Source organism: Burkholderia sp. AU4i (assembly GCF_000466765.1).
In the GTDB taxonomy this organism is placed as follows: domain Bacteria; phylum Pseudomonadota; class Gammaproteobacteria; order Burkholderiales; family Burkholderiaceae; genus Burkholderia; species Burkholderia cepacia.
The window spans coordinates 29,944-54,042 of sequence record NZ_ASSI01000100.1 but is presented as its reverse complement, the minus strand read 5'-3'; the positions used below and the strand labels follow the sequence as shown (position 1 = coordinate 54,042).

General features: G+C 67.5%; 21 protein-coding genes. 13 read left to right on the top strand and 8 right to left on the bottom strand.

Features of this window, described 5'->3' with window-relative positions:
- Positions 1-8 precede the first annotated feature (8 nt).
- A complete protein-coding gene (locus L810_RS22995) occupies positions 9-899 on the bottom strand; it encodes a LysR substrate-binding domain-containing protein (protein WP_042975753.1) in 891 nt (296 codons plus the stop codon).
- A 153-nt stretch (positions 900-1,052) separates the two neighbouring features.
- On the opposite strand from L810_RS22995, the gene ydiJ reads away from it, so the two are divergent.
- A complete protein-coding gene (ydiJ, locus tag L810_RS22990) occupies positions 1,053-4,112 on the top strand; it encodes a D-2-hydroxyglutarate dehydrogenase YdiJ (RefSeq protein ID WP_021160720.1) in 3,060 nt (1,019 codons plus the stop codon).
- Positions 4,113-4,209: 97 nt separating this feature from the next.
- On the opposite strand, the gene L810_RS22985 is transcribed toward ydiJ, so the two are convergent.
- The 3 genes from L810_RS22985 to L810_RS22975 all read right to left on the bottom strand — a co-directional run bounded on the left by L810_RS22985 (position 4,210) and on the right by L810_RS22975 (position 7,291).
- Positions 4,210-4,512 (bottom strand): hypothetical protein, encoded by a 303-nt coding sequence (locus L810_RS22985; protein ID WP_021160718.1) that lies wholly within the window; start codon positions 4,510-4,512, stop codon positions 4,210-4,212.
- Between the two features lie 87 nt (positions 4,513-4,599).
- Positions 4,600-5,754: a branched-chain amino acid ABC transporter substrate-binding protein gene (locus L810_RS22980; protein WP_021160717.1), complete on the bottom strand. Its 1,155-nt coding sequence runs from the start codon at positions 5,752-5,754 to the stop codon at positions 4,600-4,602.
- Positions 5,755-6,391: 637 nt separating this feature from the next.
- Positions 6,392-7,291, bottom strand: coding sequence for a DMT family transporter (locus tag L810_RS22975; RefSeq protein WP_021160716.1), 900 nt, complete (start codon positions 7,289-7,291; stop codon positions 6,392-6,394).
- A gap of 57 nt (positions 7,292-7,348) precedes the next feature.
- On the opposite strand from L810_RS22975, the gene L810_RS22970 reads away from it, so the two are divergent.
- The 4 genes from L810_RS22970 (at position 7,349) to L810_RS22955 (ending at position 10,500) form a co-directional block, all read left to right on the top strand.
- Entirely contained in the window at positions 7,349-8,332 is a 984-nt protein-coding gene (locus L810_RS22970) for a LysR substrate-binding domain-containing protein (RefSeq protein WP_021160715.1), read from the top strand.
- Positions 8,333-8,521: 189 nt separating this feature from the next.
- Positions 8,522-9,190, top strand: a complete 669-nt coding sequence (locus L810_RS22965) for a hypothetical protein (protein ID WP_021160714.1) — start codon at positions 8,522-8,524, stop codon at positions 9,188-9,190.
- Between the two features lie 112 nt (positions 9,191-9,302).
- On the top strand, positions 9,303-9,758 hold the full coding sequence (locus L810_RS22960; protein WP_021160713.1) for a hypothetical protein: 456 nt from the start codon (positions 9,303-9,305) through the stop codon (positions 9,756-9,758).
- 232 nt (positions 9,759-9,990) lie between these two features.
- Entirely contained in the window at positions 9,991-10,500 is a 510-nt protein-coding gene (locus tag L810_RS22955; RefSeq protein ID WP_021160712.1) for a hypothetical protein, read from the top strand.
- Between the two features lie 58 nt (positions 10,501-10,558).
- Here the strand turns inward: L810_RS22955 and L810_RS22950 are convergent, their stop codons facing one another.
- From L810_RS22950 to L810_RS22935, 4 genes are all read right to left on the bottom strand, one after another.
- Positions 10,559-11,722 carry an acyltransferase family protein gene (locus L810_RS22950; RefSeq protein ID WP_179945681.1) on the bottom strand — a complete coding sequence of 388 codons (1,164 nt, stop codon included), beginning with the start codon at positions 11,720-11,722 and terminating at the stop codon, positions 10,559-10,561.
- A 153-nt stretch (positions 11,723-11,875) separates the two neighbouring features.
- Entirely contained in the window at positions 11,876-12,520 is a 645-nt protein-coding gene (locus L810_RS22945) for a glutathione S-transferase family protein (protein WP_021160710.1), read from the bottom strand.
- A gap of 119 nt (positions 12,521-12,639) precedes the next feature.
- On the bottom strand, positions 12,640-13,812 hold the full coding sequence (locus L810_RS22940; RefSeq protein ID WP_021160709.1) for a porin: 1,173 nt from the start codon (positions 13,810-13,812) through the stop codon (positions 12,640-12,642).
- A 152-nt stretch (positions 13,813-13,964) separates the two neighbouring features.
- Complete coding sequence (locus L810_RS22935; protein ID WP_021160708.1) at positions 13,965-14,798, bottom strand: helix-turn-helix transcriptional regulator; 834 nt, start codon at positions 14,796-14,798, stop codon at positions 13,965-13,967.
- Positions 14,799-15,040: 242 nt separating this feature from the next.
- Here L810_RS22935 and L810_RS22930 point away from each other — a divergent pair, with 242 nt between their 5' ends.
- From L810_RS22930 to L810_RS22895, 8 genes are all read left to right on the top strand, one after another.
- Positions 15,041-16,162: a polyamine ABC transporter substrate-binding protein gene (locus L810_RS22930; RefSeq protein WP_021160706.1), complete on the top strand. Its 1,122-nt coding sequence runs from the start codon at positions 15,041-15,043 to the stop codon at positions 16,160-16,162.
- 11 nt (positions 16,163-16,173) lie between these two features.
- Positions 16,174-17,313 carry an ABC transporter ATP-binding protein gene (locus L810_RS22925; RefSeq protein ID WP_021160705.1) on the top strand — a complete coding sequence of 380 codons (1,140 nt, stop codon included), beginning with the start codon at positions 16,174-16,176 and terminating at the stop codon, positions 17,311-17,313.
- A gap of 10 nt (positions 17,314-17,323) precedes the next feature.
- Positions 17,324-18,307: an ABC transporter permease subunit gene (locus L810_RS22920; protein WP_021160704.1), complete on the top strand. Its 984-nt coding sequence runs from the start codon at positions 17,324-17,326 to the stop codon at positions 18,305-18,307.
- Positions 18,304-19,245 carry an ABC transporter permease subunit gene (locus L810_RS22915; RefSeq protein WP_021160703.1) on the top strand — a complete coding sequence of 314 codons (942 nt, stop codon included), beginning with the start codon at positions 18,304-18,306 and terminating at the stop codon, positions 19,243-19,245. The genes L810_RS22920 and L810_RS22915 overlap by 4 nt, the downstream gene beginning before the upstream one ends.
- 21 nt (positions 19,246-19,266) lie before the next feature.
- Entirely contained in the window at positions 19,267-20,865 is a 1,599-nt protein-coding gene (locus L810_RS22910) for a DUF3138 family protein (RefSeq protein WP_021160702.1), read from the top strand.
- Positions 20,866-20,891: 26 nt separating this feature from the next.
- Positions 20,892-22,184 (top strand): NAD(P)/FAD-dependent oxidoreductase, encoded by a 1,293-nt coding sequence (locus L810_RS22905; RefSeq protein ID WP_021160701.1) that lies wholly within the window; start codon positions 20,892-20,894, stop codon positions 22,182-22,184.
- Positions 22,185-22,251: 67 nt separating this feature from the next.
- A complete protein-coding gene (locus L810_RS22900; RefSeq protein ID WP_021160700.1) occupies positions 22,252-22,632 on the top strand; it encodes a cupin domain-containing protein in 381 nt (126 codons plus the stop codon).
- A 47-nt stretch (positions 22,633-22,679) separates the two neighbouring features.
- A complete protein-coding gene (locus tag L810_RS22895; RefSeq protein ID WP_021160699.1) occupies positions 22,680-24,095 on the top strand; it encodes an amidase family protein in 1,416 nt (471 codons plus the stop codon).
- Positions 24,096-24,099 lie beyond the last annotated feature (4 nt).

Here is a 24,099-nt window from a genome sequence, read left to right as displayed (position 1 = left end):
GCCCTGTTTCAGCACGACTTCAGCAGCCATTCGCGGAACGCGACGAGCGACGGCAGCGTCTCGTTCCCCGGCGGATAGACGAGGTAGTAGCTGCGCTGGCTGGTGATCGCGTCGCCGATCGACACGAGTTCGTTGCGGCCCAGCTCGTCTTCCACCAGCACCTTCGGCACCAGCCCGATCCCCATCCCGGCCCGCACGGCCTGGATCAGGTGCGACGTCAGCTCGAAGCTCGGGCCGATGCGCATCTGCCGATGGTCGAGCCGATAGTGCGAAAACCACTCGGCCCACGCCTGCTGGTTGCTCGTCACGCCGAGCAGCGTCTGTTTCGCGGCCCACGCCGGCGAACGCGCGTCGGCCTTGCGGCGGCTGCCGGGGTCCGGCGGCGCGATCGCGATCAGGAACTCGTTGTACAACCGGTGCGCGTGCAGGCCCGGCCAGTCGCCCGCGCCGACGGTGATGGCCGCATCGAGGTCGTCGTTGAGGAAATCGATGGCGCCGATCCGCGAATGGAGGTGCACGGTTACGCCCGGATGCGCGGTGTAGAAGTCGTGCAGGTGCGGCAACAGCCATTTCGAGCCGAACGTCGGCAAGGTGGCGAGCCGCAGCGTGCCGGCGCCCGCCTGGTGGGACATCGCCTGCAGCGTCGCGCCGCGGATGCGCCCCAGTGCGCCGCTCAGCTCGGCGAAGTAGCGGCGCCCGACCTCGGTCAGCTTCACGGAGCGGCCCTCGCGCCGGAACAGCGGCACGCCGAGTTGATCCTCGAGCGTCTGGACTTGCCGGCTGATCGCGCTCTGGCTCAGCGACAGCTCCTCGGCCGCGCGCGTGTAGCTTTCATGCCGCGCGGCTGCCTCGAACACGAGCAGCAGCGACATGGACGGGGTGAGGCGACGGTAATTCATGAGTTTTATGCAATATTTGCCGGGCGAGAATTCGTTTGTTTCTCGCGGAAATTCCAAAGATACTGGAATTCCCGGTCGCGCGGAAACTTGCCAAAAAATCATGTTTTGGAGCGCGCGAACCGGCCGGCTCCACCCACACTGCGCTTTTGCCCCATGTCGATCGCCTCGTTGCCCCGTCCCGCCAGCCCGCCCGCGAATGCGTACCGTGACTTTCTCGCCGCGCTCCGAGCTGCCGGATTCGCGGGGGAGATCCGCGCGGACCATGCGAACCGGACGGTGCAGGCCACCGACAACTCGATCTACCAGCGCCTGCCGCAAGCGGTGATCTGCCCCGCGCATGCCGACGACGTCCAGCTGCTGGCAAGGCTGCTCGCCGAGCCCGTGCATCGCGACGTCGCGGTGGCCGCGCGCGGCGGCGGCACGGGAACCAACGGGCAATCGTTGACCGACGGCGTGGTCGTCGACCTGTCGCGGAACATGAACCGGATCCTCGAAATCGACGTCGAGCGCCGCTGGGTGCGCGTGCAGGCGGGCGTCGTCAAGGATCAGCTCAATGCGGCGCTGAAGCCGCACGGGCTGTTTTTCGCGCCGGAACTGTCGACGTCGAACCGCGCGACCGTCGGCGGGATGATCAACACCGACGCGAGCGGGCAGGGCAGCTGCACGTACGGCAAGACGCGCGATCACGTGCTCGAACTGGATTTCGTGCTGATGGGCGGCGAGCGGCTGCACAGCGACGCACTCGATGCGGAAGAACTGGAGCGCCGCTGTGCGCGGCAGGACCGCATCGGCAAGGTGTACCGCACCGCGCGACGCATCAGCGACGACAAGGCCGCGCTGATCGAAGCGAAGTTTCCGAAGCTCAACCGCTGCCTGACCGGCTACGACCTCGCGCACCTGCGCGAACCCGACGGCCGCTTCAACCTGAACAGCGTGCTGTGCGGCGCCGAAGGTTCGCTCGGCTTCGTCGTCGAGGCGAAGCTCAACGTGCTGCCGATCCCGAAGGTTTCGATGCTGGTCAACGTGCGCTACGCGGGCTTCATGGATGCGCTGCGCGACGCGCGCGCACTGCTCGCGCACCAGCCGCTGTCGATCGAGACGGTCGACTCGAAGGTGCTGATGCTCGCGATGAAGGACTTCGTGTGGAGCAGCGTCGCCGAGTATTTCCCGCAGGACGACGCACGTCCGACGCTCGGCATCAACCTGATCGAATTCAGCGGCGACGACGCGGACGACGTCGACGCACGCGTGCGCGCATTCGTCGACCATCTGCGCACCGATGCCAGCGTGGAGCGCCTGGGCCACACGCTCGCGGCCGGCGACGACGCGGTGAAGCGCGTGTATGCGATGCGCAAGCGCGCGGTCGGCCTGCTCGGCAACGTGCAGGGCGAGGCGCGCCCGCAGCCGTTCGTCGAGGACACCGCGGTGCCGCCCGAGAACCTCGCCGCGTACATCGCCGAATTTCGCGCGCTGCTCGACGGCCACGGGCTGCAGTACGGGATGTTCGGCCACGTCGACGCGGGCGTGCTGCACGTGCGCCCCGCGCTCGACATGAAGGACCCGAAGCAGGCGGCGCTGGTGCGGCCCGTGTCGGATGCGGTGGCCGAGCTCACGCAGCGCCACGGCGGCCTGCTGTGGGGCGAGCACGGCAAGGGCGTGCGCTCCGAATATGCGCCGGCGTTCTTCGGCGAGCTGTATCCGTCGCTGCAGCAGCTGAAGGCCGCGTTCGATCCGCACAACCAGTTCAATCCGGGCAAGATCGCGACGCCGCCGGATCACACGATGCGGCTGCTGAAGATCGACGAAGTGCCGACGCGCGGCGACCACGATCGGCAGATCGACGAGCGCGTGTGGCAGAGCTACGGCACGGCGATGCACTGCAACGGCAACGGCGCGTGCTACAACTTCGATCCGGACGACGCGATGTGCCCGTCGTGGAAGGCGACGCGCGAACGCGTGCAGTCGCCGAAGGGGCGTGCGTCGCTGATGCGCGAATGGCTGCGCCTGCAAGGGCAGGCCGGCGTCGACGTCGTCGCGGCCGCGCGCGCACGGCAGCCGTTCCTGCGCGGCCTGGCCGCGCGCTGGCGCAACAGCCGCGCGGCCCGCAACGGCGAGACCGATTTCTCGCACGAGGTGTACGACGCAATGGCCGGCTGCCTCGCGTGCAAATCGTGCGCCGGGCAATGCCCGGTCAAGGTCAACGTGCCCGAATTCCGCTCGCGGTTTCTCGAGCTGTATCACCAGCGCTACCTGCGGCCGGTGCGCGACTACCTGATCGGCTCGCTCGAATTCACGATGCCGTGGATGGCGCGCGTGCCCGCGCTGTACAACGGGCTGATGCGCGCCGGCTGGGTGCGCACGCTGCTCGAGCGGCACGTCGGCATGGTCGACAGCCCGCTCCTGAGCCGCTTCGATCTCGCCGCCGTGATCCGCGAATGGCGCGTGAAGCCGGCCGACCCGCAGGCGCTCGCCGCGCTGAGCGACGCGCAGCGCGCACGCAGCGTCGTCATCGTGCAGGACACGTTCACGCGCTATTTCGATACCGAGCAGCTGGCGGCGCTGATCGAGCTGGCGGCGCGCACGGGTTTTCAGGTGTGGCTCGCGCCGCTCGCGCCGAACGGCAAGGCGCTGCACGTGCAAGGCTTTTTGCGCGCGTTCGAGAAGGCGGCGATCCGCAATGCCGGGCAGCTGGCGGCGCTGGCGCGCTCGGGGGTCGCGCTGGTCGGCCTCGATCCGGCGATGACGCTCACGTATCGGCAGGAATACCTGAAGGTGACGGGGCTCGCCGATGTGCCGAAGGTGGCGCTGCCGCAGGAATGGCTGCTGCAGGCGCTGCCGGAAGCGGATGCGGGCGGCGTGCCGCGCGTCGCCGGTTCGTACCGGTTGCTGCCGCACTGCACCGAGAAGACCAATGCGCCCGACAGCGGCAAGCAATGGACACAGGTGTTCGCACGGCGCGGGTTGCGCTTGCACGTGCAGGCAACCGGGTGCTGCGGGATGTCGGGCACCTATGGGCACGAAGCGCGCAATCTCGAGACGTCGAAGACGATCTACGCGCAGTCGTGGGCGGCGCACGTCGATGCGGCGGGTGGGGAAGGCGAGGCGCTGGCGACCGGCTATTCATGCCGCAGCCAGGTGAAGCGGATGTCTTCGAAGCAGGTGCGTCATCCGTTGCAGGCGCTGCTCGATCACGTGCGGGCGGCGGGAGGATGATCGGGCGTCGCATGGCGCGGTGCCCGTGAAACGACTTCCGTTCCGGCATCGAGCGTCCAGCGGCAAGCGTTGAGCCGCTGTCGACGCATGCCTGCACTCAGGCGTCGGTCTTCGCCGTTTTTCTGGAACGCGGCTTGTCCGCCGCAGGAAATACGCCGCCGCCGCGCGGCCGTTTCGGTTCGATCCGCATCTGCCGGATCACGCGCCGGAAATCGATCTCGTGCGCGGCCAGCGTGCCGATCAGTTTCGCGATGACCGCGAGGTGGGACGGGACGGTGCCCTTGCTCGAATAGTTCGTGATCGAACTTTCGTTCATCCGGATCAGGCGGGCGAACTCGCGCGCCGTCAACTGTGCCTTCCTCAACTCCTGTTGGAATTCCGCATACGCCATTGCGCACATGATGCTTCGTCTCCGTGAATCAGAAATCGGCCCGCGCGGCGCCGGCGCCGACGAGTGGCGTTCCCGTCGTGCCGGCGCCGCGGCGGGTTACATCTTCACCTGGTCGAGGAAGGTCTTCTTGCCGCTCTTGTAGCCGTAGATCGAGATGATCCCGTGCGTCAGGTCGCCCTTCGCATCGAAGGTCGTCGTGCCGATCACGCCGTCGTACTTCGTCGCCGGCATCGCCGCGAGGATCTTCGCCGGGTCGGTCGAGTTCGCGCGCTTCATCGCGTCCACAGCGATGTAGACCGCGTCATACGCGAACGGCGCATCGAACTTGATGCCCTGGTTGAAGCGCTTCTGGTACTTCGCGAGGAAGTCCGCGCCGCCCGGCATCTTCTCGAGCGCGGCGCCTGCCTGCGAGCACAGCACGTTGTCGGCTGCCGGGCCGGCCAGTTCGGCCAGCGAGTCGGTGCACACGCCGTCGCCGGACAGGATCTTCGCGCGCAGGCCGAGCTGCTTCGCCTGCTTCGCGAGCGGGCCGCCGGTGGCGTCCATGCCGCCGTACATGATCGCGTCCGGGTTCTCGCCCTTGACCTTCGTCAGGATCGCGCGGAAGTCGACGGCCTTGTCGTTGGTCGCGTCGTGCGACAGCACCTTCAGGCCGAGCGCCTTCGCCTTCTTCTCGAACTCGTTCGCGAGGCCCTGGCCGTACGCGGTCGAATCGTCGATCACCGCGACGCTCTTCACGCCCTTCGCCTGCGCGTAGCTCGCGAGCGCCGGGCCTTGCTGCGCGTCGGTCGCGACCACGCGGTACGTCGTCTTGAAGCCTTGCTGCGTGTAGGTCGGGTTCGTGGCCGACGGCGAGATCTGCACGATGCCCGCGTCGCTGTAGATCTTCGACGCCGGGATCGACGTGCCCGAGTTCAGGTGGCCGATCACGGCGACGACCTTGTCGTCGACGAGCTTCTGCGCAACCTGCGTGGCCTGCCGCGGGTCGGCCGCGTCATCCTGCGCATCGAGTTGCAGCGTGATCTTCTTGCCGCCGATCGTCAGGCCCTTTGCGTTGATTTCCTCGACCGCGAGGCGCGCACCGTTCTCGTTGTCCTTGCCGAGGTGCGAGATGCCGCCCGTCGTCGGTTCGACGCTGCCGATCTTGACGACCTGGTCGGCCATCGCGCCCGACGCGGCCGCGAATGCGGCGGCAGCCAGTGCGACGGTGATCAGGGGTTTGCAGCGCATGCCGACAGTGCTTCGTTCCATCTGCCATCTCCGATTTGAATGATCGTTCTATTGGACGTCTCGACCGTCCGACGGCGAGGCCGGGGCGATCGGACGAGTCTCCATACCCATCATGGGCTTCACTTGCATCGCGTCCTGCCCGTCGGTGTGATGCCCGGATGAGCGGGCCGGGGCCTGACGGCGTGCAATTCGTATGAATATATATGAAGCCGATTTTGCGCGCTGCAGCGAATCGCGCCACGGGGCGGGCGCGGCAAGGCCTGCGCCCGAAATCCGGAGGCGCCGGACGCCGGAAATCGTGCGCCGCGGCACGCGATGGATTGCGATTCGCTGTCGACGGCCTTACGGCCGCATCCATTATTCGGCCGACGGCCGGGGCGAAGCCATGGACACTGATGCACGGTCAATCCGGAACTGTTCGGTCGATTTGTCTGCACAGTTTGGACGGTTGTAAATGCGCATCCGGTTGAGTTGCCGGGTTTCATCGGGATCGATGCCCCTATCGATGCAACTAACGGTCAAACCCAGGCGGCGCTGGCGAACTGGCGCGAGTCGACAGTCCGCGCCATCCGATCGGCTTTGCAGGTGCCGGGGTTCATCCGACCGGTTCGCTTGACGAGCGTCGGGCTGACTGTACCGGCCCGATGCGGCGTTGCGCCTAAGCGCGTCCGCGCAACGCCACGAAGATCACGCCGGCGATCGCCAGCAGGCCGCCGCACACCGTCTCGATCCCGGGCCGCTCGCCCGTCAGGACCATCGACAGGGCCGTCGCGACCGCCGGCGTCAGATAGAGGAAGTTGGCGGCGCGCGCCGCGCCGAAGTAGCCGAGTGCGAAGGTCCAGGTCGCGTAGCCCAGCGCGGCCGGGAAGATGCCGAGCATCAGGACGGCCAGCGTCGTGTCGCGCGACCCGCTGCCCAGTGCCCCGAGCGCGCCGGGCAGCCATGGCGCGAGCAGCAGCGCGCCGGCCAGCAGCGTGTAAGCGGTGCAGGCCAGCGCGCCGTATACCGGAATCAGCCGCCGCTGCAGCACGAAATAGCTGGCCGAACACAGGGCCGCGCCGAGAATCAGCGTGCTGCCCGCGCCGAGGACGAGGCCGCCCGGCTGCCCGCGCGCGATCACCGCGATGCCGGCGAGGCTGACGAGCGAGCCGAGCCAGCCCCACCGATTGAAGCGCTCGCCGAGAAACACGGCGGCCAGCAGGGCCGTGAAGATCGGCAGGGTGTTCACGATGAAGCTCGCCGCGCCGGCCGACACGGTCTGCTCGCCGGTATTGAGCAGCGCGTTGTACAGCGCGATGCCGAGAAAGCCGCACAGCAGGAAGCGCAGCGCATCGCTCCGGGTCGGCACGCGCGGCCGCCGCGCCACCAGCCACGCGACGATCAGCACGGCCGCGGTGGCGAAGCGTGCCGCCGCGAGCTGAAGCGGGGTCAGGCCATGCAGGCCGATCCGGATGAACGGGAAAGCGGACGCCCACGAAACGATCGTGAAGGCGACCGCGCCGGCCGCGACCAGCGGCTGCCGCGCAGTGCGCGACGACGGTGTGGAGAGTGTGTTCATGCGGCGATGATGCGGCGTCGCGAGATGTTAAGCTAGCGCACAGATCAGCATCCAGATATGAAGATGATTCACAGCTCGAGCCGGCGGCCGGCCGGCGCTTCAGGCCGCGCGAAGCGTGGCGCGGCGTTGCCCGCCGCGGCGCCGGCGCCGGCTTCGCGGCCGCCGCTCGCGAGCCTGGAGACGGTGTGCACGGTCGCGCGCGAGGGTTCGTTCCTGGCCGCCGCCGACGTCTCCGGCGTGACGCACGGCGCGATCAGCCGGCGGGTGGCCGCCGTTGAAAACTGGCTCGGCCTGAAGTTGTTCGAACGTCATGCGCGCGGCGTGCGCCTGACGCCGGACGGGCAGCGCTTCGTCGGCCGGATCGAACAGGCGTTCGCGATCATCGACAGTGCGGCCGACCAGTGGCGTTCGCCGCGCGCGCCGCGACTGGTCAGGATGAGCGTGGTGCCGGCGTTCGCGCAGCTGTGGCTGTTCGAGCGGCAGCATGCGCTCGAGAGCGAGGCCCCCGCGTTGCAGATCGAACTCGGCATCGATCTTCGCAACGTGGATATCGCCGGCGGCGAAGCGGACCTGTCGGTCCGGTACGGGCGCGGCAACTGGCGCCAGCTCGAAACCCGTGCGTTCATGCCGGAGCGGCTCTATCCGGTCGCGCATCCGCGGCTCGCCGCGCAACTGGCTGCGGAACGCCGCCGGCGCGGCGATGCCGCGTTGCTCGACATGCCGTTGCTGCACGATTCCGATGTGACCGGCTGGCGCACGTGGTTCGATGCGTTGGGCGTGCCGTTCAAGCCGCGCGCGCAGGATCGCCGGTTCGAGGATTACAACCTCGTGCTGGCCGCGGCCGAGGCCGGGCTCGGCGTGGCGCTGGCGCGCGTACCGCTTGCGGACGCCTATCTCAAGCGCAGCGAACTCGTGCGCGTGAGCCGCCACGAGGTCGATTCGGTGCTCCGGTATTACTTCGTGCACGCGAAGGGGGAGAATCGGCCGGAGGTGCTGGCGTTGATGGAGCGGATGCGGGCGGCGGTGGCGGCAGGCAAGTGAGCGAAATGGAAATGGTCGTGGCGACCCGCCACGGCGGGCCGGCTGGTGCGAAGGACGCGGTGTGCGATTCGAGGCACTAGGCCGGCGGCGCCGGATCGACGACAATGCGTCCGCGAAAAAACGATGAGGTGGAGAGATGAACGAAAATCGGAAATGTATGCATCCGTGCGGGTGCAAGCGAGGTCAACAATGAACAGGCCGGACAAATCGTCGAAAGCGCGTGCAGCGCTCGACCAGCTTTTTTCGGGCATGGCGCCCGCGGACGAGACGCGCGCGTCTCGTCCCGGCAACCCGTTCGAAGCGAACGCAAACGAGGCATCCGCCGGCACGGGCGTGCGCGGCGGGATCGAAGTCACGCTGTCGACCCGGATTCAGCTGCGCGGTTATCCGAATGCGGACGCATTCATGAAGCGCATGGCCGAAGCGTGGGGGCTGGATTGGGGGATGTACGACAGCGTCAAGGCCATCGCGACGCTGCCCGCCGGATGGCGAGCGCGCCGGCTTCCGGAAGTCACGCAGATCGTCGACGGGCACGACGTGCTGCGCGCGGAGAGCAGCCTGCAGGGCGGCGAGATGTCGTACCTGAAAGTGCATCCGCGGTACTACATCGACGCACGCAAGGGGTTCGGCTGGGGCAAGTCGTCGAAGGCGTCCGACGATCCGGATCTCGACGGGCCCGACTGGAACTGCTTCGTGGTCGATCGCGAGAAGTCCGTCGAAGTGCATGAATTGACGACCTCGTCGCTGAAAGCCGACATGGACAACGCACGGGCGACCTTGCTGAAATGGCTGGACGAAAACTATCCGAAGCATCGCGATCCGTTCGCTTACTGGACGGATTGCGAACGGGCGTCGTGATGTTGCGTGGCTGCCCGGTTCGGCATCGCGGGCACATGCTGCACGGCCGGCGCCGGAGCGGAGGCGGCACACGCTGCTTCGATTCCTCGGCCGGTTGCGCCGGGGGCGCCAGTTGAAACGCGCGAGTGTCGTCCCGATTCTCTGGGCGGCGTTCGCCGCGGCGGTCGGCTCGACCGTCGTCGAGCTGCTGCTCTGGCCGATCGCCGGCGATGATGCCGTCGGGAACCTGCTGCGCGACGCACGCCTCACGGCCGCCATCGTGATGGGGCGCCGCGTGCTCGACGTGTCCGCCGGCTTCGATCCGCTGGTCATGGCGGTGGCGACCTTCGTGCATCTGGTGCTGTCGCTGGTCTATGCGGCCGTGCTGGCGAAAACGATCCGCACCCTGTCGCTCGCGGCCGCGCTACTCGCAGGCGGCGCGTTCGGCCTCATCCTGTACGGCGTCAACCTGTACGCCTTCACCGCGATCTTCCCGTGGTTCGTTCCGGTCCGTGGTGCGATCACGCTGGTGGCCCATCTGGTATTCGGGATCACGGCGGCAGCGGCTTACCGCTTCGCGAGGCGCTAGGCCGGCGCCGGCCGCCAGCCGCGGCATCGACTGTCGAAGGTTCCCGCGTCGGTCAATCGCACCAGACCCCTGGAATAAGCACGCGCGCCGCATCGTTCAGCAGGCAGGAGACCTTGTACGAAGCGGCGGCGCGTTACCGCCGCGTGGTGAATCGTGCGTGAGCAATCCGATGTGTCGGGCGCCGTCAGCGGCGCCACGCGATCGAGTGGTCGGGGGCAATCAGGAGCCGATCATGTGCAACTTGTTTCGAGCCGGGATAGGTATCGTCTGTCTCGGCTGTTCCGCGGCGGTCTTCGCGCAAACGTACGACGATCTGGCGGACGACACGGCCAACTGCCGTGCAGTCGTCGCGCGAGCGAACATCGACGGTACGGACCAGCAAATCGTGGGGCGTGCGTGCCTGCAGGACGACGGCACATGGCAGTTCGTGCAGAGTCCCGATGGTAGTGTTTTATGGTATCCGGCGGTGGACTACCCGTATGCCGACCTGGGGTACTGGGGGCCGCCGCTTTTCATCGGCGCGGGCGTGAGCTTCGTCTTCATCGATCGTTTCCACCACTTCCACCATTTCCACCATTTCGATCCGGTCGTTCACGTCAACGGGATCGAACATCGCCGCTTCGGCGTGCCTATCGGCGCCGGTTTTCGCCATGGCGCGTTCCCGGTCGGCGCGCATCGCGAATTCGGCGGAATGCATGCGTTCGGCGGCATGGGCGGGGCGGGGGGCATGCGGCGACATTAGGCTCGCATTTCCGGCTTGATCGTGTGCCTTCTTCCAGCTGCGCCAGGCATGGGTGCGCTTACAGGATCGACGCGAGTCTCGGCAACCGGAGCAGGAGGCCGGCAATCAGGTAGCACGTGACGCAGGCGACGCCGCCGGTCACGGCGAATTTCAGGAACGGCGACGCCGGCACGGTTCGCCATACGAGGGCGATACCCACCAGCACCGGGGGATGGATGATGTAGATCGTGTACGCGCGCCGGGACAGCGACCGCCATGCGCCTGTCAGTCGATCGAAGCGCCGCTGGAAACGGCTGGCAAGAAACAGGCTCGTTCCCCACGCGACCAGCGGCTCCCAGAATGCGTAGATCACGTCCTGCGGGCGGCCGTGCAATGCAGGAACGTGCTTGGCGAGCAGGTAAGCGACCGGCAGGACAGGGAGTGCCAGCAGTGCGATGCGCCACCACAGTCTGACCTGCCGTGCCGGCAGGTGCTCGATCCAGTGCACGCGCGCGGTCCGGCACCCGGCTGCGTACAACACGACGTAGCTCGCGAAGTAGCCGAGCTGCAGCCCCCATACGTTGGTACCTACCGGCCATCGCGACCGCAGCGCGAGTGCCGCGATACCCGTGAACAACGCCGCGGCGGCCAACGTCCTGTCGGAAGGAAAGGGGTTGCGGGCGGGGCGGTTCGTATCGCGCGCCACGGTGCGCCGGAAGGCGATGTGCCAGAGTGCTGCGGCTGCGCTGAACATCAGCAGCGCCTCGGCGAACCACATCGGGCCGTTCTCGAACGTGCCTTTGCGCCACAGGCGGCCCAGCGTATCCGCGAACGGGTGGCCTGCGCCCGATTGCGCCAGGGCGATCGTTGCCGGGCCGATCACGAAGCCGTACACCAGCAGAGGCAGGCCGAGCCTGATGAACCGGTCGGCGACGAAACGGGCGGTGCCCTTGCGATCGATGGACGGCGACGTGTAATAACCGGCCAGGAAAAAGAACAGGCCCATGAAAAAGGCCTGGTTGATCGCGCAGAAGAGCGTCAGCAGTGCGGATTCCACGGACGGCCCGGCAGCCACCTCGTGGTAGTACCACCCGCCGAGCGCGCCGTATGTGATCGCGCAGTGGTGAAAGACCACCAGCAACGTCAGGCACGCGCGCAACGCGTCGAGGCCGGCGTTTCGATGGACGGCTGCCGCCGTGTCCTGCTGAAAAGCGAAGTCGACCGGAATGTCCTGAGCGCTCATCACGTTGCCTGCGTGGTTGGTCAGCGATGACCCGCCTGGCGACGATCCTGGTCGCGACGACGCATGCAAATCCGGCGGGCGTACAGGTCGGCACCCTACACCGTTGTTCTTACAACCATCCAACAAGCCGCCTGCCGTTGGCGCGGCGCCCGCTCAGTCGAGCTTGCCCCGCAGGTCGTCGAACGGAATCATCACGTGCGCGCGATACGCGGGCCGCGCTTTCAGCCGTTCGTACCATGCTTGCACGTGCGGCAGGTCCGGCCGGGCGATGTCGAGCTCGAAATAGCGATACAGATGCGTGCCGGCCGCGATGTCGGCGAGCGTGAGCGTGTCGCCCGCGAGAAACGGTTGCCCGGCCAGCACCGCATCGAGCGTGCGGAAGTATTGCGCGCACTGCGCGATGCTTTGCTCGACGCGCGCCGCGTCGCGCTGCTCGGGCGGCGTCCGGTAGAAGCCCCGGAACACGCCGTTCAGGAACGTCGGCTGCAGCGTGGTTTGCGACCAGTCCATCCAGCGGTCGGCGCGCGACTGTTCGGCCGGATCGTCGTGCCAGAAACCGGGGCGCCCGTAACGCGCGGCGAGGTAGCGCAGGATGCTGTGCGATTCCCAGACGACCGTGCCGCCGTCGTCGATCACGGGCACGCGCCCGTGCGGGTTCATCGCGAGAAATCCGGGCGTGTCGAGCACGCCGAACTGCCCGCCGGCCGGCACGTGCCGATGCTCAAGCGCGAGCTCGTCGACGAGCCACATCACCTTCTGGACGTTGAATGCATTGCGGCGCCCCCATACGGTCAGCATGCCGGCCTCCTTGTGTCGTGCGGAACGTGAACGCGGACAGTGTAAACGCCGCAGGCGCGCACCGCGGTGCGCGCCTGCCGGCTGTCGTCCGTCGCTGTCGTCGCCTGGCGGCGACGCGATCAGAACTTGTGGCGAATCCCGACGATCGCGAGTTCCTGCGTATCGGTGCCGGAGTTCACGCCGTACGAGCCGACCGACGCGGCGGCCTTCACGACCGCGCCGTTCGCGTTGAGCGTGTTGCCGCTCGCCTTCTGGTAGCCGAACAGCGCATACAGGTCGGTGCGCTTCGACAGCGCGTAGTCCGCGCCGAGGTTGACCTGGTTGTAGTGCGCGGAAGACGGGCCCGTCAGCGACGTGTAGTTGTAGCCGACACCCGCGCGCAGCGCCGGCGAGAACTGCCAGTTGAAGAACGCGGAGCCGTTGTTGAACTTCGCGTTCTGGCTGAACGCCGACAGCGTGTCCGCGCCGTACTGCGTATTCGAATACGCGAGGCCGAAGGTGGCGGGCCCGGCCACGTACTGGCCGGCCACACGCACGATCTGGATCGACTTCGCGCTCGAGAAGCCCTGGTTGATCACGGTGTTGAACAGCGTGTCCGAGCTGCTCGACCACGTGCGCACGCCGTTCGCGACCGAGGAGCCGCCGTTCGCATAGAAGAAGCCGGCGCCGAGCGACAGCGGGCCGTTCGCGTAGCTTGCGCCGAAGCTGTACGTGCGGCCGCTGCCGGTGGCGCCCGCGACGCCGCCGAAGCCGTACAGGCCCTCGAACTGGAAGCCCGAGATCAGCGGGCTCGTGTATTTCACCGAGTTGCTGACGCGCAGGCTGTTGTCGTAGTTGTCGAGGTCGCCCGGCGTCGCGAACACGCCGCCGAAGTAGTTGTCCTGAGTGAGGCCCTGCACGAGGTCGACGACCGGATCGTACTGGCGGCCGAGCGTGACGGTACCGTACGTGCTGCTCGCGAGGCCGACGACGGCCTTGCGGCCGAATTCGCGGCTGCCCTGGCCGAGTGCGCCCGTGCCGATGTTGAAACCGTTCTCGAGCTGGAACAGCGCGGCCAGGCCGCCGCCGAGATCCTCGGTGCCGCGCAGCCCCCAGCGGCTGCCGGACAGGTTGCCGCTGCTGAACTTGACGAGGCTCGACGCATTGCTGCCGTTCGCGTTCTGCGCGTTGTGGACATAGGCGATGCCCGCATCGGCGATGCCGTACAGCGTGACGCTGCTTTGCGCGTGGGCGCCGGCGGCGAAGAGCGCGGCCGGCAGCGCGAGCAGTGCGAATGAACGGACTGGTTTCATTGTTGGATTCCCCCGTTGGTCGATTGGTCTGACGAGTCGGTGAACGATACGGACAGCGCATCGTCGAGGGAACCAATAAATTGTCGGATCGTTATGAGGCGGCGCGGAGATGGATGCGCGCGCAACCGGCCGGTGGCCGGTGCGTGGGGACGTTATGCGCCGTGCCGCCGCGACGCGTTTTTCAGCACGAGCGTCATCAGTTGCCGGCGCGAATCGACGCCGAGCTTTGCGAAGGCGCGCTTCGCGTACGTGTCGACGGTGGACGTCTTGAGCCCCATCGATTGCGCGATGGCCGCCGAGGTCATGCCCTGGATGAACGATGCGCATACGTGCATCTCGCGCGCGGTCAGGCGTTCGTGCCATTCCGGCAGCCATTGCGCGACGAGGTCGGGATCGAGCTCGTCGCGCGGCGCGTCGTCCGCGGAGATCGCGCCGAGCAGGCGCTTGTGCGTGGACGCCAGCGGCAGCACGACCTGTGAAAGCTGCTTCAGCAGGCTCAGTTCCTTCAGCGAAAACGGCGGTAGCCGCCGCGAGCGCGCGATCGAGATCGAGTAGCGCGTGCCGCCCGTCACGCCCGCGATCACGCATTCGTCGTGAATGTCGCCGGCGTCGAAGAACAGATGCCGGAGTTCGCTCGCCACGCGCTGCGCGGATACCTGCAGCAGCTGCACGTCGTTTTCGGTTTCGATCGCCGCGTACGTTGCATCCTCGCTCGCGTAGCTGCGGTAGTAGTGGCGCATGACCTGCGCGATCAGCTCGGGCTCGCGGCCGAAGCTGCCGATCCAGCCGACGTTGCGCCGGCCCGACGACGGGCCGCGCTCGTAGTCGAGATGCACGGCGTCGAAATCGACGTAGCGCACGAGCGTGTCGTAGACGGCGCGCATGAACCGCGGCGTCCCGACGGCCTGGGCGATGTCGCCCAGCGTTTCGGTCACGAACGCGACGTGGCTCAGCGGGAGATCGGGGGCGGGCAGCGCAGCGTTCATGACGTCGGGTGTCGAGGAATTTCCGGTGGCGCTACAGGTATCACGAATATTTTCGACTGCCTACACGGGAATCTACCCAAACGGGGCCGGTCGACGTCGCCGTTTGTCCCGGTTTTCAGGACTGACGCTGCCGGCCGCGATCTCTACATTGCCTCTTGTGCCGAACACCGCCTGACGGCGTTGACGCGAATCCCGACCCGGACCGGGCGCAACGGCCGATCGCCATCACAAGGAGAATCCCCATGCGTATCCGTATCCGTCGTCAACCGGCGTTGCGCGTCGCGCTCGTCACGTCGGCGGCGCTGGCCTGCGCGGCCAGCCTGCCCGCCCATGCCGGCGATGCCAACCTGAACGTGTACAACTGGTCGGAGTACGTCGCGAAGGACACGGTGCCCACTTTCGAGAAGCAGTCGGGCATCAAGGTGCGCTACGACAGCTACGACAGCGACGATACGCTGCAGACTAAGCTGCTCGCGGGCAGCTCGGGCTACGACATCGTCGTGCCGACGTCGAACTATCTCGCGCAGCAGATCCAGGCCGGCGTGTACCAGAAGCTCGACAAGTCGAAGCTGCCGAATCTCGCGAACCTCGACCCGGTGCTGATGAAGATGGTCGCGAAGGCCGACCCGGGCAACCAGTACGGCGTGCCGTGGGCGTGGGGCACGACGGGTATCGGCTACAACGTCGAGGCGGTCAGGAAGCGGCTCGGCGACAACGCGCCGACCGACAGCTGGGCGCTGCTGTTCGACCCGGCCAACGCGGCGAAGCTGAAGGGCTGCGGCATTTCGCTGCTCGACGCGCCGGACGCCGCGTTCGCGGCGGCACTGCAGTACCTGGGCAAGGACCCCGACAGCAAGAACCCGGCCGACTACCAGGCGGCCTACGACGTGCTGAAGAAGATCCGCCCGTACGTGACGCAGTTCAGCTCGGCCGGCTACGCGGACGACCTGGCGAACAACGATGTGTGCGTCGTGCTCGGCTGGTCGGGCGACGTCGGCGTCGCGCGGCGGCGCACGCTGGACGCGAAGCGCTCGTACGAAATCCGCTACGTGAATCCGAAGGAAGGCGGCCTGCTGTGGTTCGACGTGATGGCGATCCCGAAGGATGCGCCGCATCCGGAAGCCGCGCTGAAGTGGATCAACTACATCGAGGAGCCGAAGACCAACGCGGCGATCACGAACGAGATCTTCTACCCGAGCGCCAACAAGGCCGCGCGCGCATTCGTGACACCGGTGATCGCGCAGGACACGAGCGTCTACCTGTCCGATGCCACGATCGCGAAGACGTCGCTCGCAATGCCGCGAAGCGCCGACATCGCACGGATGCAGAACCGGCTGTGGCTGCAGCTGAAGTCGGGCGGTTGAGGGAGGCGACGATGATCCATACGCTCCCTGCCGCGTCGGTGGCGGCCGGCATGTGCCGCGATGCGGACGCCTTCGTCCGCATCGAAAACGTCGTGAAGAAATTCGGCGACAGCACGGCCGTCGACAACGTGAACCTGACGATCGAGAAGAACGAACTGTTCGCGCTGCTCGGCAGCTCCGGCTGCGGCAAGTCGACGCTGCTGCGCATGCTCGCCGGGCTCGAGACGGCCACCTCCGGCAAGATCTTCGTCGACGGCGAGGACCTCGCGTCGCTGCCGCCATACCGCCGCCCGGTCAACATGATGTTCCAGTCGTACGCGCTGTTCCCGCACATGACGGTCGAATCGAACGTCGCGTTCGGCCTGAAGCAGGAAGGCACGCCGAAGAACGAGATCCGGGAACGCGTGGCCGACGCGCTCGCGCTCGTGCAGATGAGCAAGTACGCGAAGCGCAAGCCGCATCAGCTTTCAGGCGGCCAGCAGCAGCGCGTCGCGCTGGCTCGCTCGCTGGTCAAGCGCCCGAAGCTGCTGCTGCTCGACGAGCCGATGTCCGCGCTCGACAAGAAGATCCGCCAGAAGACCCAGCTCGAACTCGTGAACATCATCGAGAAGGTCGACGTGACCTGCGTGATGGTCACGCACGACCAGGAAGAAGCGATGACGATGGCGAGCCGCCTCGCGGTGATGAGCGAGGGCAAGATCGTGCAGATCGGCTCGCCCGGCGAAGTCTACGAATACCCGAACAGCCGTTTCTCGGCCGAATTCATCGGCTCGACCAACCTGTTCGAAGGGCGCGTGGTCGAGGACGAACCCGACCACATCTTCGTCGAAAGCGACGACCTCGAGGCGCGCATGTACGTGAGCCACGGCGTGACGGGCCCGCTCGGGATGCCGGTCGGCATCTCGGTGCGCCCGGAGCGCGTGCACGTGTCGCGCGAGAAACCGGGCTCGAAACACAACTGGGCGCGCGGGGTCGTGACCGACATCGCGTACATGGGCAGCTACTCGCTGTACCACGTGCGCCTGCCGAGCGGCAAGACGGTCGTGTCGAACCTGTCGAGCTCGCACCTGATGAACGACAACGCGCCGGCGTGGAACGACGACGTGTTCGTGTCGTGGTCGCCGGCCAGCGGCGTCGTGCTGACGCAGTGAGGACGCCACGATGAGAACCTCCGCTTCCACTTCGTCCGCGCCGGTGTCTGCCGGCGCCGCGAGCACCGGCGCCGGCCGATCGCGTCCGGGCCGTTTCTCCATGCTGTCGCGCTTCCTGCCGTCGGGCCGCAGCGTCGCGATCGGCGTGCCGTTCGTGTGGCTCGCGATCTTCTTCGCGCTGCCGTTCGTGCTGGTGCTGAAGATCAGCTTCGCCGACCAGGTGATGGGCATCCCGCCGTACACCGCGCTCGCGCGGCTGGAGGCCGGCACCGTGCACGTCGCGCTGTCGCTGAAGCATTACGCGCTGCTGCTGCAGGACGACCTGTACCTGAACACCTACGTCAGTTCGCTGAAGATGGCGGCCTCGTCGACGCTGATGTGCCTGCTGGCCGGGTATCCGATCGCCTACTTCATCGCGCGCGCGACGCCGGCTCGCCGCAACCTGCTGATGATGGCCGTGATGCTGCCGTTCTGGACGTCGTTCCTGATCCGCGTCTACGCGTGGGTCGGCATCATGAAGGACGACGGGCTGCTGAACCACGCGCTGGCGGCGCTCGGCGTGATCGCGACACCGCTGCGCCTCTATCACACCGACGCGGGCGTCTACATCGGGATGGTCTATTCGTACCTGCCGTTCATGGTGATGCCGCTGTACGCGCATCTCGTGAAGATGGATCTCACGCTGCTCGAGGCGGCGAACGATCTCGGCGCAACGCCGTGGTCCGCGTTCTGGCGCATCACGCTGCCGTTGTCGCGCAACGGCATCGTCGCGGGCAGCCTGCTGGTGTTCATTCCGGCGGTCGGCGAATACGTGATCCCCGAACTGCTCGGGGGCGCAAACACGCTGATGCTCGGCCGCGTGATGTGGGACGAGTTCTTCAACAACATGGACTGGCCGATGGCGTCCGCCGTGACGGTGACGATGGTGCTGCTGCTGCTCGTGCCGATGGCGCTGCTCCATTACAGCCAGACCGAAGCGGAGGCAAAACCATGACCCGCGCGAATCGCATCCTGTCCGTGTGCGTGCTGGGCGCGGGCTTCCTGTTTCTGTACGTCCCGATCGTCAGCCTGGTCGCGTACTCGTTCAACGCGTCGAAACTGGTGACGGTGTGGTCGGGTTTCTCGCTGAAATGGTATGGCGCGCTGCTGCACGACGACGAGCTGCTGACGGCCGCGTGGCTGTCGCTGAAGATCGCGCTGCTGACGGCCACCGCGTCGGTCGCGATCGGCACCTGGGCCGGTTTCGTGCTCGCGAGGATGGGGCGCTTTCGCGGCTTCACGCTGTATGCCGCGATGATCAATGCGCCGCTCGTGATTCCGGAAGTGATCCAGGGCATCTCGCTGCTGCTGCTGTTCGTCGCGATGCAGCAGGCGTTCGGCTGGCCGGCCGGGCGCGGCTGGCTGACGATCTGGATCGGCCACGTGATGCTGTGCCTGTCGTTCGTCGCGGTGATCGTGCAGTCGCGCGTGAAGGAGCTCGATCGCTCGATCGAGGAGGCCGCGCTCGATCTCGGCGCGCGGCCGTGGAAGGTGTTCTTCGTGATCACGCTGCCGCTGATCGCGCAGGCGCTGGTGTCCGGCTGGCTGCTGGCGTTCACGGTATCGATCGACGACGTGATCCTGTCGGCGTTCCTGTCCGGCCCCGGGTCGACGACGCTGCCGCTCGTCGTGTTCTCGCGCGTGCGGATGGGGCTCAACCCGGAGATGAATGCGCTCGCCACGGTGTTCATCACGGTCGTGACGATCGGTGTCGTCGTCGTGAACCGCGCGATGCTGGCCCGCGAGCGGCGGCAGGCGCGCGACATGCGTACGTGGCGCGCATCATCCGCGCCCGAGGTGCCCGACACCCCCGCGTCGCCGTCCGCCATGCCGCCCGCGAGCGCGCCGGCCCCACGGCCGCTGCACGACCGCATTCCGCATCCCACGAAGTGACGAACGACCAGGAGACATTCGATGAAAAAGAAGATGCTCTGCGCGCTGATCGCCGGAGCGCTACCGGGGCTGGCCGCGGCGAATTCGAGCGCCGACCAGATCCGCACACTGCAGCAGCAGATCGCCGTGCTGCAACGGCAGATGGGCGCGCTGCAATCGCAGCTCGCCGCGAAGCCATCGGCCACGCCGGCCGCATCGGCCGCATCGGCCGCATCGGTCGCGGCGAACGCTGCGAACGCGACGACCGGTGCGGCGGCTGACCCGTCCGCACCCGGCTACGGGCAGGCGCCGGCCGTGCTGACCAACGACGACGTGTCGGAAATCCGGCAGCAGGTCGCCAATCAGCAGCTGAAGGTCGATTCGCTGACCGACGCCGCGCGCACGGGCCCGATCGCGGGGCTGTCGGTGACGGGCTATCTCGACCCGACGTACCTGTACAACCGCGGTGGCGGCACCTCGTCGTTCCAGTTCGCGAACCATGAAAACGCGTACACCTACTACAACAGCACGTTCGGCGACGTATTCCTCGACATCAAGAAGACGTTCGGTGTCGGCCCGAGCGCACCGTCCGCGGAAATCACGCTGATGCCGAACCGCGGCGCGGGCCTGTCGATGATGACGGGCAGCGGCGCGAGCGGGCTCGACATCGTGAACACGGCGGTCGTCACGGTACCGCTGTCGGGCACGACGGCGTTCGTCGGCGGGCTCGTGACGGGGTTCGGCGGCTACGAGTACCAGCAGTCGAGCCAGATGCTCACGCTCACGCACAACCTGCTGTACGACTTCTCCGATCCGGGCTCGTCGATCGGCGCGGGCGTCAACTACCAGAGCGCGGACGGCCACTGGGCGTGGAAGTTCTTCGTCGGCAACGAGCAGTTCCGCAGCGCGGGCGCGGTGACGCAGACCGGCGTCAACGCCTTCGGCGACCCGATCACGACGAGCAACAAGGTGCCGACCTTCACCGCGCGTGTCGATTATCTGCGCGGCAGCGCGCTCGATGTCGGCGGCTCGATCAGCATCGGCCGACAGACGCTGCCGAGCGCGGTCGATCCGGCGACCGGCAACGTGCGCTACGGCGTGGGAGGCAATGCGCCGAGCGCATACGGCGCGTTCTTCTTCGGCGAAGCCGATGCGACCTACACGCTCGCCGACGCGCAGTACAACGCCGAGTTCGACTACGGCCAGCAGCAGCACGGCGCGTTCAACGGCGGGCTCGCGCAGTGGTTCGGGCTGTCGCTGCTCGCGCACCGCAAGTTCAACGCGCCGGTGGTCGGCCGCATGGGCGCGACGCTGCGCTACGACCTGCTCGTGAACCGGAAGAACGGCGGCGGCGGATCCTCGATCGGCCTGAACGGCAACGGGATGGATCCGTACAACGGCTTCGGCATCGATGCGGACTGCCTCGCGCTGTCGAAGGCGAACGGCGGTGTCGGCTTCGAGTGCAAGGGCACGACGCGGCAGGCCGCCGCGTTCGACCTGCTGTTCTACCCGACCCAGCAAGTGACGGTGAAAGTCGAATACCGGCACGACTGGGCGAGCAACAAGGTCTTCCTGCGCCACGACGGGTCGTACGAGAAGTCGAACGACCTGCTCGCCACCCAACTCATCTACGCGTTCTGACGCGACGCCGTTCGCGAGTCTTGCACATGCTCAAGTTCGAAAACCAGCAACATGTTCAGTCCTACTATTCAGCGACCGCCAACGACCGCGCACGGCATCCGTCGCTCGACGGGGCCGTGACGGCCGACGTCTGCGTGATCGGCGGCGGGCTCACGGGCCTGTCCGCGGCACTCGAGCTCGCCGAGCGCGGCCATTCGGTCGTGCTCGTCGAGGCGTCGAGGATCGGCTGGGGCGCGAGCGGACGCAACGGCGGCCAGCTGATTGCCGGGTACGCGTGCGACATCGATACGTTCTCGGCCTGCCTGCCGGAAGACGACGTGCGGCGCGTATGGGCGATGGGGCTGGAGTCGGTCGACATCGTCCGCCAGCGGGTCGGGCGCTACGGCATCGATTGCGACCTGACCTTCGGCTACCTGACCGCCGCGAACAAGCCGCGCCATTTCGATGCGCTGCGCGCGTGGCGCGATACCGCGGCGAAACGCTTCGGTTATCGCGGCTACGAAGTCGTCGAGCGCGCCGACATGCATCGCTTCGTCGCATCGGATCGTTACGTCGGCGGCCTGCGCTACGAAGGCAGCGGCCACCTGCATCCGCTGAACTACACGCTCGGCCTCGCGCGGGCGGCGCGCGAGGCCGGCGTGACGATCCACGAGGACACGACCGCGCTCGCGCTCGATCGTGCCGCGCCGCATCACCGCGTCACGTGCGCGCGCGGGCACGTGGATGCCCGTCATGTCGTGCTGGCCTGCAACGCGTACCTGGGGCGGCTGGCACCCGCGCTCGCGCGCAAGATCATTCCGGTCGCGACGTACCTGATCGCGACGGAACCGCTCGGCGACGCGCGCGCGGCCAGGACGATGCCGGCCGATGCGGCGGTCTGCGACACCCGTTCGGCGCTCGACTATTTCCGGCTGACGCGCGACCGCCGGCTCTTGTGGGGCGGCAAGGCCAGCAGCTCGACGAATACGCCGCGCGACCTCGCGGCCGCGATGCGGCGCGACATGCTGAAGACGTTCCCGCAGCTGGCCGATGTGCGGATCGACTATGCATGGGGCGGCCTGATCGACGCGACGATGAATCGCGCGCCGCATTTCGGCAGGCTCGAGCCGACCGTGTATTTCGCGCAGGGATTTTCCGGGCACGGCGTCAACGTGACGGGCCTCGCGGGGCGGCTGATCGCGGAAGCGATCGACGCGCAGGCCGCGCGCTTCGACCTGTTCGGCCGGATTCGCCATCGCGACTTTCCGGGCGGGCGCGCGCTGCGCACGCCGATGCTGGCGCTCGCGATGACCTGGCACCGGATGATGGACCTGCTCTGATGCGCGCGGGGCGGCTCGCCCGCGCGGCACCGAAACGTTTCGATTCACTCATGCCCTGGAGGCACACATGACCAACATCACGACTCTCGTCGACCTGATGCAGGCACCGGCGAAGCTCACGCAGAGCCGCGTGCCGAGCGGGCTGCTGCTCGACGGCAATCCGCTGCAGACGCTGTCGCATCACTACATCAGCCCGTGCGGGCAGTTCAGCTGCGGGATCTGGGAATGCACGCCCGGCCGCTGGACGATCGAGTACGACGAGTCCGAGTATTGCGAGATGCTGAGCGGCGTCGCGATCGTGCGCGACGCGGACGGCCGCGAGCGCGTGCTGCGCGCCGGCGACCGGTTCGTGATTCCACCGGGCTTTCGCGGCACGTGGGAAGTCGTCGAAACGTGCCGCAAGATCTACGCGTCGCACGCCCCGCTGGCCGGACAGCCGTGCGCGTAGCGCGCGTCCGGTACAAGACAATCATCGAGATCAACGAGGAGCAACTCATGACCCAGGAATGGTGGCGTCTCAGCGCGGCCGAGATGGCCGAGCGCGTCGCGCGTCGCGACGTGTCCGCAACCGAACTCACGCGCAGCTGCCTGCAGCGGCTCGACGCGGTGAACCCCGTCATCAACGCGATCGTCGACGTGATGGCCGACAGCGCGTTGCAGGCCGCGTCCGATGCCGATGCCGCGATCGCGCGCGGCGCACCGGTCGGCCCGCTGCACGGCGTGCCGGTGACCGTGAAGATCAACGTCGACACGGCCGGACACGCGACGACCAACGGCGTGCGCGCGTTTTCAGGCCAGGTCGCGCACGAGGACAGCCCGGTGACCGCGAACCTGCGCAAGGCCGGCGCGATCGTGATCGGGCGCAGCAATGCGCCGGCGTTTTCGTACCGCTGGTTCACCGACAACGACCTGCACGGCCGCACGTCGAATCCGTGGGATTCGTCGCTGACGCCGGGCGGTTCCAGCGGCGGTGCCGCCGCGGCCGTGGCCGCCGGCATCGGCGCGATCGCGCACGGCAACGACCTCGGCGGTTCGATCCGCTATCCGGCCTATGCATGCGGTGTCGCGGGGCTGCGGCCGAGCACCGGCCGCGTGCCGGCGTACAACCCGACGCAGTCGAAGGACCGCACGCTCGCGGTGCAGCTCGCCTCGGTGCAGGGGCCGCTCGCCCGCACGGTCGGCGATCTGCGGCTCGCGCTCGACGCGATGGCGGCAGGCGACGCGCGCGACGCTTGGTGGATGCCGGTTGCGCCGATGGCGCGCGAAACCGCGTTTCCCGCGCGCGTGGCCGTGTGCGCGGCGCTGCCGGGCGTGCCGTCCGATCCCGTGGTGGTCGATGCGATCCGGCAGGCCGCGCGCTGGCTCGAGGACGCCGGCTGCATCGTCGAGGAAGCGGTGCCGCCGCGGTTCGCCGAAGCGTGCGAGCTGTGGCTGGACCTGGTGACCAACGAAGCGCGCAGCGGCCTCGGCGACGTGATCATGCAGCACGGCGACGCCGCGATCCGTACCGCGTTCGCGAGCCAGCGCCGTCTCGCGAAGCCGCTGGATCTCGAGGGCTACATGAACGGCCTCGCGCGGCGCACCGCGTTGCTGCGCGACTGGCAGCAGTTCTTCGTGCGCCATCCGCTGCTGCTGATGCCGGTGTCGTGCGCGCGGCCGTTCGCGGTCGACGCCGATCAGCACGGCGACGACGCGATGCGCGCGATCGTCGACCGGCAGGGGCCGCTGCTCGCGACCGCGCTGCTCGGGCTGCCGGGGCTGTCGGTGCCGACCGGCATCCGCGAGGGCGTGCCGACCGGCGTGCAACTCGTCGCCGGACGTTTTCAGGAGGCGCTGTGTCTCGCGGCGGGCGAAGCGATCGAGGCGCGCGCGGGCATCTTGACGCCGATCGATCCGGTTACCGGATCGTGATGCG

Excerpts from the sequence above, each read along its gene's own strand:
- L810_RS22995 (WP_042975753.1), bottom strand. The coding sequence starts at position 899 with ATGAATTACCGTCGCCTCACCCCGTCCATGTCGCTGCTGCTCGTGTTC.
- ydiJ (WP_021160720.1), top strand. The coding sequence starts at position 1,053 with ATGTCGATCGCCTCGTTGCCCCGTCCCGCCAGCCCGCCCGCGAATGCG.
- L810_RS22985 (WP_021160718.1), bottom strand. The coding sequence starts at position 4,512 with ATGTGCGCAATGGCGTATGCGGAATTCCAACAGGAGTTGAGGAAGGCA.
- L810_RS22980 (WP_021160717.1), bottom strand. The coding sequence starts at position 5,754 with ATGGAACGAAGCACTGTCGGCATGCGCTGCAAACCCCTGATCACCGTC.
- L810_RS22975 (WP_021160716.1), bottom strand. The coding sequence starts at position 7,291 with ATGAACACACTCTCCACACCGTCGTCGCGCACTGCGCGGCAGCCGCTG.
- L810_RS22970 (WP_021160715.1), top strand. The coding sequence starts at position 7,349 with ATGAAGATGATTCACAGCTCGAGCCGGCGGCCGGCCGGCGCTTCAGGC.
- L810_RS22965 (WP_021160714.1), top strand. The coding sequence starts at position 8,522 with ATGAACAGGCCGGACAAATCGTCGAAAGCGCGTGCAGCGCTCGACCAG.
- L810_RS22955 (WP_021160712.1), top strand. The coding sequence starts at position 9,991 with ATGTGCAACTTGTTTCGAGCCGGGATAGGTATCGTCTGTCTCGGCTGT.
- L810_RS22950 (WP_179945681.1), bottom strand. The coding sequence starts at position 11,722 with ATGAGCGCTCAGGACATTCCGGTCGACTTCGCTTTTCAGCAGGACACG.
- L810_RS22945 (WP_021160710.1), bottom strand. The coding sequence starts at position 12,520 with ATGCTGACCGTATGGGGGCGCCGCAATGCATTCAACGTCCAGAAGGTG.
- L810_RS22940 (WP_021160709.1), bottom strand. The coding sequence starts at position 13,812 with ATGAAACCAGTCCGTTCATTCGCACTGCTCGCGCTGCCGGCCGCGCTC.
- L810_RS22935 (WP_021160708.1), bottom strand. The coding sequence starts at position 14,798 with ATGAACGCTGCGCTGCCCGCCCCCGATCTCCCGCTGAGCCACGTCGCG.
- L810_RS22930 (WP_021160706.1), top strand. The coding sequence starts at position 15,041 with ATGCGTATCCGTATCCGTCGTCAACCGGCGTTGCGCGTCGCGCTCGTC.
- L810_RS22925 (WP_021160705.1), top strand. The coding sequence starts at position 16,174 with ATGATCCATACGCTCCCTGCCGCGTCGGTGGCGGCCGGCATGTGCCGC.
- L810_RS22920 (WP_021160704.1), top strand. The coding sequence starts at position 17,324 with ATGAGAACCTCCGCTTCCACTTCGTCCGCGCCGGTGTCTGCCGGCGCC.
- L810_RS22915 (WP_021160703.1), top strand. The coding sequence starts at position 18,304 with ATGACCCGCGCGAATCGCATCCTGTCCGTGTGCGTGCTGGGCGCGGGC.
- L810_RS22910 (WP_021160702.1), top strand. The coding sequence starts at position 19,267 with ATGAAAAAGAAGATGCTCTGCGCGCTGATCGCCGGAGCGCTACCGGGG.
- L810_RS22905 (WP_021160701.1), top strand. The coding sequence starts at position 20,892 with ATGCTCAAGTTCGAAAACCAGCAACATGTTCAGTCCTACTATTCAGCG.
- L810_RS22900 (WP_021160700.1), top strand. The coding sequence starts at position 22,252 with ATGACCAACATCACGACTCTCGTCGACCTGATGCAGGCACCGGCGAAG.
- L810_RS22895 (WP_021160699.1), top strand. The coding sequence starts at position 22,680 with ATGACCCAGGAATGGTGGCGTCTCAGCGCGGCCGAGATGGCCGAGCGC.